This window comes from Micromonospora inaquosa, assembly GCF_003857055.1.
Lineage (GTDB): Bacteria > Actinomycetota > Actinomycetes > Mycobacteriales > Micromonosporaceae > Micromonospora > Micromonospora inaquosa.
The window spans coordinates 1-12,921 of record NZ_QGSZ01000270.1; the positions used below are offsets into that span (position 1 = coordinate 1).

Annotated in this window: 9 protein-coding genes and 2 pseudogenes; 5 read left to right on the plus strand and 6 right to left on the minus strand. The window is 62.0% G+C overall.

Annotated elements, in window-relative coordinates; all coding sequences use genetic code 11:
* The first annotated feature begins 696 nt into the window (after window positions 1-696).
* Together DLJ59_RS37610 and DLJ59_RS24560 are read left to right on the plus strand one after the other, a co-directional pair.
* Window positions 697-831: a helix-turn-helix domain-containing protein gene (locus DLJ59_RS37610; protein WP_244236206.1), complete on the plus strand. Its 135-nt coding sequence runs from the start codon at window positions 697-699 to the stop codon at window positions 829-831.
* A gap of 197 nt (window positions 832-1,028) precedes the next feature.
* Entirely contained in the window at window positions 1,029-2,489 is a 1,461-nt protein-coding gene (locus tag DLJ59_RS24560; protein WP_124774968.1) for a site-specific integrase, read from the plus strand.
* Window positions 2,490-3,103: 614 nt separating this feature from the next.
* Here DLJ59_RS24560 and DLJ59_RS38125 read toward each other — a convergent pair.
* The 4 genes and pseudogenes from DLJ59_RS38125 to DLJ59_RS24585 form a co-directional block, all read right to left on the minus strand.
* A pseudogene (locus DLJ59_RS38125) lies at window positions 3,104-3,423 on the minus strand (MFS transporter); the annotation flags it as partial.
* Window positions 3,424-4,574: 1,151 nt separating this feature from the next.
* Window positions 4,575-5,174 (minus strand): ABC transporter ATP-binding protein, encoded by a 600-nt coding sequence (locus DLJ59_RS24575; protein ID WP_124774969.1) that lies wholly within the window; start codon window positions 5,172-5,174, stop codon window positions 4,575-4,577.
* Complete coding sequence (locus DLJ59_RS38340) at window positions 5,168-6,259, minus strand: peptidoglycan-binding domain-containing protein (RefSeq protein ID WP_124774970.1); 1,092 nt, start codon at window positions 6,257-6,259, stop codon at window positions 5,168-5,170. The genes DLJ59_RS24575 and DLJ59_RS38340 overlap by 7 nt, the downstream gene beginning before the upstream one ends.
* A 61-nt stretch (window positions 6,260-6,320) precedes the next feature.
* The gene (locus tag DLJ59_RS24585; protein ID WP_124774971.1) at window positions 6,321-6,884 is read right to left on the minus strand and encodes a hypothetical protein; all 564 of its coding nucleotides are present in this window, start codon (window positions 6,882-6,884) and stop codon (window positions 6,321-6,323) included.
* 1,407 nt (window positions 6,885-8,291) lie between these two features.
* On the opposite strand from DLJ59_RS24585, the gene DLJ59_RS24590 reads away from it, so the two are divergent.
* The 3 genes and pseudogenes from DLJ59_RS24590 (at window position 8,292) to DLJ59_RS24600 (ending at window position 11,457) form a co-directional block, all read left to right on the plus strand.
* The gene (locus tag DLJ59_RS24590; protein WP_244236207.1) at window positions 8,292-9,158 is read left to right on the plus strand and encodes a hypothetical protein; all 867 of its coding nucleotides are present in this window, start codon (window positions 8,292-8,294) and stop codon (window positions 9,156-9,158) included.
* A gap of 867 nt (window positions 9,159-10,025) precedes the next feature.
* Window positions 10,026-10,241 (plus strand): annotated as a pseudogene (locus DLJ59_RS38395) (RICIN domain-containing protein); the annotation flags it as partial.
* A 931-nt stretch (window positions 10,242-11,172) separates the two neighbouring features.
* Window positions 11,173-11,457: a hypothetical protein gene (locus DLJ59_RS24600; RefSeq protein ID WP_124774972.1), complete on the plus strand. Its 285-nt coding sequence runs from the start codon at window positions 11,173-11,175 to the stop codon at window positions 11,455-11,457.
* Window positions 11,458-11,495: 38 nt separating this feature from the next.
* Here the strand turns inward: DLJ59_RS24600 and DLJ59_RS24605 are convergent, their stop codons facing one another.
* Both DLJ59_RS24605 and DLJ59_RS24610 read right to left on the minus strand, forming a co-directional pair.
* The gene (locus DLJ59_RS24605; protein ID WP_124774973.1) at window positions 11,496-12,341 is read right to left on the minus strand and encodes a hypothetical protein; all 846 of its coding nucleotides are present in this window, start codon (window positions 12,339-12,341) and stop codon (window positions 11,496-11,498) included.
* Entirely contained in the window at window positions 12,338-12,919 is a 582-nt protein-coding gene (locus tag DLJ59_RS24610; RefSeq protein WP_124774974.1) for an RNA polymerase sigma factor, read from the minus strand. The genes DLJ59_RS24605 and DLJ59_RS24610 overlap by 4 nt, the downstream gene beginning before the upstream one ends.
* Window positions 12,920-12,921: the final 2 nt, after the last annotated feature.

Consider the following 12,921-nt stretch of genomic DNA (forward strand, 5'->3'; position numbering starts at 1 on the left):
ATGCTCGGCCTCACCCGCCTGCGCCTGCAAAACGCAACCCACCGTGACGAACAAGGCGCCCACCACGACACCTGACCTCTGCAAGATCAGCCGTACTCACCTCTGCACTCCAACGAGTACCCCGACAAGCGATGCCCCTCTCGGCAGCAGGAGAGCACACGCTCCTCGCTCGAGCCAGCGTGCGGTCCTGGACCGCGGCGCCTCTCTGGGCAAAGTCATTACCACTCTCAAGTATATGTGCACATATCAGCAGCATTACCCGAAATGCGGCCTTTGCCGCAGTCCTGTGGTCAAGGTGTACCTACGCCGGAAGGGCAAGGACAGGACGCACGGAAGGCCGGAGCGTGACCACCAAACGGCGTGATTGTCGCCTGCAGCCGGAAATCATTCAGTTACTCGGAAACCCTGCACGAAGTCGACGCAGTCCGCTTCCTTGCACGCCGATCCAGGTAGAGGCTGTCCGAATGCCGAAATTCTCTGACTCATTCCCGGCAGGCAGCATATTTGCCTTGACGTCGCCCGCTCGTGTCCAAACTTTGAGGAGATGCCATGCGATCGCTTGAACGTGGTCACTCGACACAGTCACGGCACCCCCATGATCCCCTGTCCAGGGACCCCAAACCTATATGGACAGCAGAGCGAATCCGCGGCCTAGGGCCCAGCACCGACCTGGGCACCGCAGCCTCAGTGCTCGACATGTCCCGGTCTACGGCCTACAAACTGCTCCGCCGCGACGCATTCCCCGTGCCGCATTTCCGCGTCGGCACCCACTACCGAATACCCACCGCGCCGCTGATGGCGGCCCTGCACCTCGACCTTCCCGAGCCCTAAACAGAAGTCGGCCGCGACAGATATCTCCTCCACAGCCGAATCCCGCGCCGAGGCAGGACCGAACCCTGATCCCCACTCCTGATGCCACCACCCCTCGTTCACCCAACAAACCCGTCGACCATCAGATCCAGAGATCCCCGCAATTTCCGATCAAGAGTGCCAATACAGCCTCTGACAAGCAAGGAGCAGGACCCGCCATGCCCGCCGAAAACATTTTTAAGCGCTGCGGCTGCCGCTACCCCGAAACCGGAAAACAGATGGGAAACAATTGTCCAAAGCTCCGCCGGCCGAACCACGCGTGGAGCTCCGACCATGGCTACTGGGCCTATCACCTTGAACTTCCCCCCACCATCGACGGCCGCCGACGGCAGCTACGCCGCTCCGGCCTGCCCACCCGGCGGGCCGCCGTCGACGAACGCAACCACGCCCGCGAACTGCTCGCCCTCGCCCCAGCATGGGACAAGCGGTCGCGCCGCGACATAGCCGACGTCCTCCAGACCGCCGTCCGCGCAAAGGAGCCGCTGCCCGAGATCGACCGCATCCGCCTACGACTGCGCGGCGACACCCACCTCGGAGATACGCCCACTGTCGCCGAGTACCTCACCAACTGGCTGACCCATCACAACGTCGACGCAAACACCAAAGGCGGCTACGAGACCATCATCCGAGTGCACCTGATCCCACACCTCGGCGACATCCCCCTCGACAAGCTGCGCGTCAGTCACGTCCGAGCAATGTTCACCGCGATCGAGCAGCGCAACGAAGAGCTCCTCGCCGCAAAGGCTAGTCCGGACTCGGCCGTCCGAAAATCCGTCGCTGGCAAGCGACCGACCGGCCCCAATACCTGCCTGAACATCCGCGCCTGCCTGCGCAAGGCCCTCAACGACGCTCGCGCCGACGAACTACTGCCCGGCTACAACCCGGCCGCCCTGGTCAAGATTCGCGGCGACCGGCCCAAACCAATCGTGTGGGAGAACGAGCGAGTCCAGCAGTGGAAGGAGGACGGGAAAATCCCAGGACCGGTGATGGTGTGGACCGACGAGCAGGTCATCCAGTTCCTCTCCTACGCCGCGATCCACTGCCCCGACCTGCATCCAATGTGGCACTACATGGCCTTCCGCGGACCCCGCCGCGGCGAGGCCTGCGGACTACGCGACAGCGAGGTCCGCCTCCACCGCCGAGAAACCACCATCAACCACCAAATCACCACCCACGGCTACACCCCCGTCGAGAAACCCCCGAAAAGCAAGGCCGGCAACCGAGAGGTGGCCCTCGACGACGACACCGTCAACATCCTCATCGCCTACAAGGCGCTGCGCGCCAAGTGGCAACACGCCGCCGGCCCCGCCTGGCCCCACACCGGCCTGTTCTTCGTCCGCCAAGACGGCCACGCCTGGCACCCCGACTCCGTCACACAACGCTTCACCCGGCACGTCCGCAAGGCCGGACTACCACCCATCCGACTCCACGACCTACGGCACAGCGCCGCCACCATCGCCCTCAACGCCGGCGTCGACATCAAAGTCGTCTCCGAACAACTCGGCCACTCCACCACCACCCTCACCCGCGACACCTACCAAAGCGTCAACAAGCAACTCCACCAGCAAGCCGCCGACGCCGTAGCCAAAAGGATCCGAGACCGGCGTCAGGCGGCCTAACCATCCCGCCGAATGACGAGTGCCGCAGCCGCGCCCATGATCGCTCCGCACTCATGATGCCCTGCGAGATCAGAGCCAACAACGCGAAGCCGGGTACCGCGAATCGCCGCTGCTCGGGCGCACGGGCGGCACCGGTACTCGGTCACTGCCTCGCGGCCAGGAATAGTCGGACGCGGTGGCCGCCGAACAGAATTCCATCGTCCCCTCGCGGGGCCGGGCAGCGCTCTTTTCACCTCGCTTGGCGCTTCCAGGGAGTGGCCGGCTAAGAACCACGTGTTGAGGGAAGCACAGCTCGCCTCCTGGACTGCGTCCGCGGCGACACCCTCTACCCCCTGTGATGGCTGATCGCCCTACGCGGCCTGCGCCGAGGCGAGGCCGCCGGCCTGCGATGGGCCCTGACCCCGTCGGTCGAACCGGCGGGGCGCCTGAGCCACGACAGCTGCCTGCCGGCCGCCGCGGAGCGAATCAGCGGCACCGGGGGCTGAGGGCGCGCGGTGATCCGCGGCGACATCTGACACCGGGGACCGGGCCAACCGGCGGCGCGTTCTCGGTCTAGATGGTCGAGCGGACGGGGGCGGACCCGGCCGATTCAGGCGGGGAAGCGACGTGTGGGCGGCGGACCTTCGGTGACCCAACCCGGTTGGCAGCGCTGCTAAGGCGATCAGCGCACCGAGCAGGCCCGTTGCGGCGGCGCCCCAAGCGGGTACCGAAGCATCGATCACCGCACCGACCAGCGGGACACCGACCGCCACCACCATCGCCGAGCCGTGCGGGCCCATCGCCCCATCCCCCCACGCGCGCCGGCGACAGCCGCCTCACCGCGTCAGTCGGTGGCCGCCACGGTCGGCGCGGTGAACACACCGCACGGCAGCAGCATCAGGGCTAGTAGCCACCACTCGCCGCTCAGACAGACCGGTATGGTGACCAGACCGAGGATCAGGGGTGGACGGAAAACCTCAAGCCAGAATAATGCCGGGCCGTGTCTTCGGCTTACCCTTACCAGCACTCAATTGCGCTGCTTAAAGTATCGGAAAAGGTGCCGTTCCCGGGAGATCAAAGTAGCCATACCGGAACCGGCAACGGCACCGACCACCCCAAGAAGTGGAATCCGAACCAATTCTGCTACCGCGAAGCCTGGGTGATCGGGAACTATAACAAGCGCTACAATCCACAGTCCCGATACAGTAAGCGACAACGCGAGCACGCACCCGGCCGTGGTCTCGATAAGGAGATGGGCTAACTGATCAAACACCGATACACCGCAATGTCTCGCGGATGCCAACTCCAACCGGCGTGATCGGATGCTTAGAAAACCGACGAGAGCCCCGAAGCCAAGACCTGCCAACGGTGCTTTCATAGTTCTGCGCGATTCGAAGGCTACCGCTCCATCGAAACTTTCACCGAGCCGAACGTTTAACTGCTGCACTGTTACACGTGTTTCTGCGGCAGTAGAAGCTGCTATAGCCGCATTTAGCAATCGAGCGGCCGACGGATCCGGTGGCCAAACCGTCATCCAACACTCGTCAAATCGGCCAATGTTCGAGGCTGGAACGAGCACAGCGTTTTCCAGGCTTGGCGCTCGGCCATCATTCGGGTAAGAGAAGGTTCCTGTTATGAGTGCAGGACCGTCCGATGTGTGGAGGAAGTCCCCTGCGATCAAGGCACCTAGAGAACTAGACACACTGTCAGAGAGAAGCAGCCCGTCTGCGTTCGCGGAGCCGGTCGTGACGGAAATCAGCTCACTGAACCGGGGAGTCACCTCTATAAAGCTGACTCCCGATGATGGCAGTGCCGGAATTTCGTAATCCTCCTCCGATTTACGAAACGCTCCGGCCGCCACTACACCTTCGGTGCTAGAGAGCCTTTCGCATGCTGCGCCGTCTACACTGTCCTGAGCCGAAAGGACATATGTCGCTCCACCGGATGCTCGAAACTTGTCAGCGGCGTTGAGGATGTCCGCCGTTACCACGCAGTCTAATGCGCCAAGCGTCAGACAGAATGCAAATAGTGCGGCCACTAATGCGGCCGTCTTCGATGTTCCGGAAGCAACGTTCCTAACAGCTTCCGAGAAGATTGATGACAGCCTCAAAATGCACCCAGATCTATCGTCCGGTCGCACGCGTCACGAACCCGCGCATCGTGGGTAGCAATCACAACTGCCGCACCATTCATGCCAAGATCACCGAGTACATCGATCACCGTAGAGGCGCTTTTGGAATCAAGCTGCGCCGTCGGCTCGTCAACCAGAAGAAGACTCGGAGATGCGGCGACCGCGCGCGCCAACATGAGCCGCTGCGCTTCCCCTCCCGACAGATCCTGAAACAGACTGTTGCTGAGTTGTGCAAGGCCAAACTTTTCGAGGATGCGTTGCGCGCTATCCTCAGCCTCATCGCGAGAAAGGCCGGCCGCCAGAAATGGGAGCATTACGTGAGACAACGAGCTTCTTCGAGGCACACCATGAGGATTTTGGAAGACCCACAAAGTCCGGCCAGCGCCGAACCTTTCAATCCGGCCTTCACTTGGCCGGATCCAACCTGCGAGTATCCCGAGAGTTGTGCTTTTACCAGACCCTGAAGGTCCTGTCAGTGCGACGACATCTCCCGATGACAAACGAAAGGTAAGGTTCCGAAAGAGCGGGAGTTGCCCGGCGAACTGGTGGCCGATTTGGTCAGCTGATATCAGCATCTCGACTCCGCACCTACCCGTGCTAGGACCTCGATTGGATGATCCGGCACGTCGTCCCACGTAACAAGGCTGCGGCCCAGGCTGGATCCGGCAACTGAAACCCTGATAGGCCGACCATCAGATACATGGATGCAGGGGTTATTCTCGACGTCAAACTGCACAGCACCAGCTGGAACACTCACGACCGGAACCGGTTTAATAAGCGTAAACGAGGCAACGATCGGTACTTTTCCACCTGACTCTAACCAGGTCCGAAACGCACCGGTCTTGCTTAGCATGGAGATTGATCCTGGTTCGCTGACTGAGCTAAGGTTACTCGCTTCTACACTCACGCCATCTAGCGTTAGCACGCGCCTACCTGGAACTAAACCAACCGGCACCGCTTTAGGGACGAATGCAACCGTTGTTGGCTGGAAAGTAAGAATCCCGCTTCCTGGCTGCAGCGATTGCCCTAGCGCCGCATCGCATGTCGATACTACGGTGCTCGCAGGCGGGATCCATATGAGTGACTCTCGCTTAAGATTGGGCCCTCGCCAGGATGTCCCGGCGGTCTTGAAGATGGAGCGGACGCGCTCCCGCGTCGCCGAATCGAACCGTCCTGTTACCGTCAGCGACGGGCCCAGCGCTTGAAGCGCTCGCTGTAAAGCGCGAACATCTTCGCCCTTTACACCGGGTGCCAGGTCACGCCAAATTGGCACCGACGTGGAAATCGCTAGTAGGCCCTGACCGTTGATCGAAACTGGAAAAGACCCGGACCGTAAAACCATTCCTTGACGGCAGTCAAATTCCGTTAGAATGCCAGTTGCAGCGACGACCAACTTGCCTCCTTCCCGAATTTCGGGAAGGAGCTCTACCTGTCGCTTGTCGTCGAGCTGTCCTGGTGTAGCGATTATCGAAGATCGTGATTGGGACTGCGAAATGCCGGCCGGCCTCGGGGGGTCAACTGTTACAGCCAACGCGGCTGCTACAACGGCGGTGACCAAGGAGCATACGACTACTAGCGTCGTGCCCCACGATGGCCGCTTGTTGGGGATCATGGCCAGGATGTGTCGCCTCCTGTTCATCGCAAACCCTGGCGCTCGCATGACTTACTAGATGCGTGCAATACAGGGGCGTTCTCGCGCATGTTCGAGCCCGGATGGTTGCTCATAGCCCATTACTCGGGTTGGATAGGCATGCAGGAACGGCTGGGTTGTCGGGGCCAAAAGAGGTCTCGGCGAAGTTTTTCGCACGGTCTATCACGAATTGCTCGGCTGAGTAGCCTTCTGGTGCAACCCCACTCCGCACAAGGCAATCCGCCAGCAGTTGGTCGATGTTCTTTTTCTCTGGATTCATCAGGCGATCAACGTAGATCGGCTCGACCAACGCGATGGTCCCCTTGCGGCATTCCTCCGCCACCGTCTCAGCCTCGCCAGATTTTACAAGGTCATAATTATAGTAGCCACCTGCTACTGGAACTGCCTTGATCTTCGTCCCGCGGTCTTGTGCGCAAGCGACATATCGCTCGACGGCCTCATCGAACTCGGACTTCGTTATGACAAGGTCAGCGAAGACATCTTTTTCGAAGGCCGAAGTTGCCTGCTTTTGCGCAGACTTTAGCTCGGGAGCATATGGATCGTCGGAGGAATTTGACGCACTGCACGCCGACCCAATCAGGATAACCATCGACGTAATCAGACTGATTGCCGAGCGGCGTCGGGCCTTCTTCATATCATAGCTCCCGAGAAACAAGTCGGATTAAACCACACAGAGAGGCCTCTTCACAGTTCACTCCAACCGGAGGCTATCACAGCCTTCGAACCGCTTCGAGGACCACTGACTATGCCAGAGGGGGGACCGGAGGTCAACGTACCCAGCAATTGCGCGCTCACATCGTAGCCGTCAACGGCAATGCGCAGCTCGGCCGGCAGGCGATTATCTGAATCCTCGTGCGTGCGCTCGAAGGTCCCCGAGAATAATCCGTCGCCCACGGAGGGAGGAAGGTCCCAGCGTACTTAGCACGCTCATCCAAGTAACGCGGGCGTGGATCACTTGATAGGAACAGTGATCCACGCCCGCTAGAACCTTATAGCAACGCACTGCCCATGGTTCACTCGTCCAACCTAGCCGGACAAGGCTTCAGGTGCCGAGACGGCCTAGAAGTAAACCCAGTCACCCCAACCAGTGCCAGTCTTTCCCCGGACGGCATTTCCTGCGTTGATTCCGTTGCTGTTTGTAGCATAGGACGATCCCGTGCTCTGCGGCCCGTAGGTGGTCTGGATGGTGCCGCCGTAATACCTATCGATGCGAGATTGGACCGAAACGCCGCCGTTGCAGTCGGCGGTCGTTGATCCGTTCGTCCAGGTACTACCCTTGCTCTTGGTGATGTTGCAGGCCGCCAATGCTGGAGATGCTGTCAAGATTATCCCACCCGCCAACAGCGCGCTCGCAATTATTGCTGCAGGAAACCGCTTCACCGCATACCTCCACGAGATCGGTGCGAAGGCCGTCAATGACGGCTCGATACACAATGCGGTGGGCCCCCGCCATGAACATGATCCTTGCATAGACATACGACACCGTCAACGGACGCCGATGTACCAGATAAATCGGCACGAACTACCCGAGATCGGACCTCCAGGCTCACCTCGACCACGACTTCCTTCCGTCCAGTCGCGTGCAGAACAATCCTGATTAGCGGTGCGGATGGGCTTATCGGTAGCTTTCGCTTCTCATTCCGATCCGGCGCCCAGAATCGCTGCTGCGCTTTGCGATTATGTCCAGGCGAAATGGCTTGCTGCATCGACGGTTGACATCTGAAATGACTTGCCCTGCTGTCGGCTTGGAAGGATGTCCTGCGCCCAAGCCCTAATGCTCCAGCCGCAGTTGCCTGATCTGGGGTCTCGGTAGTTCACCGGCGTGATCGACGTCGTAGTTGGGCCGGCCGCGTAACTGCGGATGTCGATGCTATTCGTGGGTGAACAGTGTGGTCGCACCGTCTGTCTGGTGTGGTCGGACCGCCGGGCGGGTAGGCTCCCGTGTCTGTGTTTGATCGATGAGATTGTGCGCAGGCGGGCAGGGTCTGGATGATCTACTGCCGTGCAGGGGCCCGGCGTGGGGCCGTGACAGGATGCTCCTGTGCGTCTCGTGCGTTATGCGCCTCTGCTCTTAGCTGGTGCGGCGGCTTGCGCCTTAGCCCATGTCGTGGGAATCCTGACGGGTCATCCGATCTGGCGCTACGCCGAGGTGTGGAGCGTCGGACTGCTCCTTGCCTTCGCTGTGGTCGCCGGATTGCCTGCCCCCCGATGGGCGGTGCCCGCCGCCGTCACGGCGCTGCTGGTCGACTCGGTCCGAAGCATCCCAATCGACGCAAACACCGCCGGCTGGCAGGTGTTCGAGCCGGGTGATGGCGTCGACACCCTCTCCGGGTTCAACGCGGGTCTCAGCCTCTGCGCGTCTTCATTGGCGGCAGTGACGGTGCTGCTGGTGGTATGGCGTCGCGTCTCACTTGGGTGCACGACGGCTGTTGTGGCATTAGTGGCGACCTCGTTGTTTGGGTACTCGGTCGTCCGGGCGGTCGATATTTGGCTCGCAGTCCCTACCGAACAGGGGCAGTATCTGACCGGCACCGGCCAGGCCGAGACAGTGATCGCCGTGAGTCTGGCTGCTCTTCCGCCACTGGCGCTAGGGTTCACCGCGCTGGCGCTTGCCGCAGCGTTGGCTGAGCGTGGGAGGAGACTTGCCTCGTCAGGTGCGGTGTTGCTAGCCCTGATCACCGTGCCGCTTGTGGAAGCGAGCATTGGGGCGGTGCCTTTGCCCTTTGAGGCAGGCCACCGCACCGCCTTCTTCGCCTGGCAGGTCGCCGGACCTAGGTTTTACATGCCACACCTCGTCTCGGCCATGACGACGGCGGCGCAGCTGACCGCATACATGCTGATCGTTGTGGGTCTTATCGGCCGCTACCATCGGGCACACGACGCACCGCCGGAGGAAGCCGGCGGATAGTTTCGTTTCGACAGGACGCTGGGCGCTCTTGCTCGTTGGCGATCGGTTTGCGGCCCTCAGTCCGCGGCAGGACACAGACCTATCGCAACTGTCACGTCAAGCGGCGGTCGCCAGTCACATGCATGAGCGTGACCTGGGGGCAACGGCGGCGCAAGCGGGCGACCTGTTTCGTCGCGCAGCATCGCTAACCCACCCACCCAATTCGGCGACACGGCATACGGCGCGGCTGAAGGTCTGCCGGAGCCGGCCTACCCCTTGTTCTGTCACGGCAACCCCGTCCCGTGCTCGGCTCCGGCGACCGCAAGATGACCGGTGCCCAACAATCACGCTAGTCCAGCCACATCACCGCGTATCAGCACGTCGCACGGCCTGTCTACGACCGATGCTCAGCCGGGGGCTGACACGGAACCACGTCGCCAATGTCCATATTGGTGAGCAATGTCTATCGTCAAGGATCGATCGCAGTGGAGAAGATCACCTTTTTTGGCATTGATCATCATCGCTAAGCGTGCGATAGTTTCCCCTCTCGCTAGGCGTGACGCTCCCATCACTGAACGTGTTGGTGGTGGTGGCGAATCGCTTAACACCGTGTCCAGGGGAGGATCACGCTAGGTGTTAAGAACGTCGTATATCGCATCGCTGCGACGAGGAATGACGCACGCCTCGATCGTAGCCATAGTTGTCGCAGGAGCCCTGATTTGCGTCGCGGCTCCAGCATCAGCTGCAGTTTCAAAAGCATTCGCTATCGGCATCTTCGGAGCTAACGAACAGCGAGTACTGTCGGCTACAGGCACGACCGATGGATCACCCGTAGGGGTTGCTGCATACATTCCGGATGGTGGCGCTGCTGCCAATACGCAACGGTGGATGTTCGAGTTCAGCAGCACGCAGCCGTACACGCCACCGCGCCACCTCTACCGGATCGTTCATGTACAGACTGGCCTTTGCCTGGGCAGAACCGGAACCGGAGGGCCGCAGGTCCAGCTCAGGTCCTGCACAGCATCTAATCTCTCCTGGTACACCCAGCTGCCGACATATGGTGGAGGGTTCTGGCTTCGTAATAACACGAATACGAACTGCCTAGACGGACTGTACTCCAGCGACGGCGCCTATCTTAACAACTGTTGGAACCTGCCCACGGGAGGCAGGCCCGGAGAACATTGGATATTACGAACTGGGCCTTTCGAGTGCACAACGGAGGGGACGGCTCTCTGCGTCCGGCCCCAACAGCCGGTGTATGGACTGATGGACACGTGGCAGCAGCATCCCATCACCTACACCGGAACCACCTACAGCAATATGCTGAACTCCATGAAGTGGGGAACGCTAGATTCACAGGGCGCCAACAGCCGCTCGGAGGGCTTTGAATTCGGCTGGGAATCGAGATACTCCGCGGACCCAAGGGAAGAGAACGCATTTTGGGTAGAGTATGACGGGACATCATACGATTATCATGGCTTGTCAGATGTTCCCGGCGGATCTGGTGCGGACGGGCGACTCCACACGTACCTGGTAGTGCCAGGCGAGAACTCTCAGCTTGCTCTCTATTTCGACTTCAATCCGGTCGCAACCACCACAAAGGCCGAAAGCACTCGTATTGGCGAGACCAGCGGTGGTCTTTTTGCAGAGACCATTGAATCGGCTGAGTTTGCAGGCACCTATCAACATCGTATGCAGTTGCTTGACGGCAATCACGTCTGGCGGCGCCCATGGGTCGCAGAAGTCTCGACACGCGAAACCTATCCCTGTGACGCGCCCCGCAATGCTCCAGCCACGGGCGGCCCGAACACACCACCTCGATGCCTCAACGCATCGACCATCACGAAAGCAGGGACCAACCCTCTGCCGGTCTTTGACGCCTACGCCACCACGTACCAGGCCGACGATGTCACTGTCGCCGCCTACGAGCACGCCCTGGTCGAAGACGTCATCAGGCACACTCCGGACCAGCCGTGGTGGCTGGCCTACCTCGACACCGGCGCCCACAACGTCGTCTTTCCCCCACGCCCCGAGGGTGTTCCTCTACTGGAACTGGCCGTACGTGCTGGTCGAGGCCGGTCCCGAGCAAGCTCTCACCTGGCGCACCGATGGTCACATGCGCCACCCCCACGGCGCGCTACCCGACCTGTTCTTTCCTGCCGACCGGTCGTGGCTGGTCTCCGCGCTCTGGGACGACACCTGGACCTGCGTCGGCGGCCCGACACCTGTGATCCACGCCCTCGAACGCGATTCCGTGGCCAACGCCCGCCAGGTCCGACCTGACGAGGACGCGCTGCCACCAGGACTGGCCCGCGAGTAACGACCAACGCCGAAGTGGCAGTCACCCTCTGACGGTCGTTACCGCCCCCACTTCTCGGCAGGTAGGCAGCCGCTGGTCGGCTTGCCGTAGATCCGCTTTCCATCCGGGCTCGCATAGCAGTGCTCAAGTTGGTCTTCGGCCTGAAACAGCAGGCGTCTGTCGATCTCCGCCCCGCGGGCGTCGTAGCTGACCAGTTCAGGGTCGTTGTCGGCCTTGAGGCGGGCGTCGCTGGTCATCAGGCCGAACGCTCCCCCGGAGAGCCGAGCTGTTGTACTGCGCCCGTCGCCGTGGTCGAGTACGAGCCGGTCGACGCGCCCGCTGACCCGGCCGCTGACATTGACGTCCCCGCCGTCGTGCTCGGTGGACGTCAGCAGCAGCCGCTGCACCGGCCCCGGTAACCAGTCACCGTGCCGCCAGGGCTCGCTGGCGTGACCGCCGGTCTCCTGGTCCGTACCCGCCGCTTCGGCGTCGCAGGTCGCGTAGCCGGCGTGGTTCATGAACAGCACTAGCGTGCGGTCATCCCGCTCGATGGCCACCGCCAGGTCGGCCGGGGACACCGGGACGGGTTGCTCGCTCGGGTTCTGCCGGGTCTGCCGTTGCGGGGAGTTCCACTGCAGGCAGCGCTCGGCCGCGTCCCGCAGCGTCGGTGACAACTCGCTCGGTCCCATGGCCAGCACCTGTACGGGTGATCGGTCCGGCCGCTGCCACACCGCCGCCGCGACACCGGACGCCACGGCCAGCAGCACTACCCCCGCCACGGCGGCTCGCAGTCGTGGCGTACGAGCTGGGCGCGGGCGCACAGAACCGAGGATCCGGGCCCGCATCGCGTGGGCCGCCTTCGGCGGCAGGTCCCGCTCCGCGGGTAGGTCGAGAATGTCGTTCACCGCTTCCCCTCCTGGATCTCCTCCGGCATCAGACGGGCCAGGCGGCTGCGGGCACGACTGACCCGGGACCGCACCGCCACCTCGCTGATGCCCAACACGGACGCCGCGTCCGGGTACGACACGCCGGACCACAGACACAACGCCACCGCCTCCCGCTCCGCCGGTGACAACCGGCGGACCACCGAGAGGACCTCGGTCATCCGACGCTCGTCATCGAGCCGCGCGGAAACCTCCTCGGCGAGGTCACCATCGGCAAACCGCTCCGCCGGTAGACGCCGGAGCAGCGCCAGCCACCGACGCACCGACCGCCACTCCGAGCGGACCGCGTTCGTGGCGACGACCAGCAACCACGGCAACGCCGATCCGTCCACCAGGCGGGCGTCATGCCGGCGGCGCCACGCGACGAGGAACGTCGCCTGGGTGACGTCCTCGGCCGTCGACCACGACCCGGTCAGCCGGAACGCGTGGTTGTAGACCGGACGGGAATACCGGTCAAAGAGCCGACCGAACGCCGCCTCGTCACCGGCGGCGATCGAAGACCACAGTTCCTCGTCCGACGGCCCTACCTGATGCCTCACAC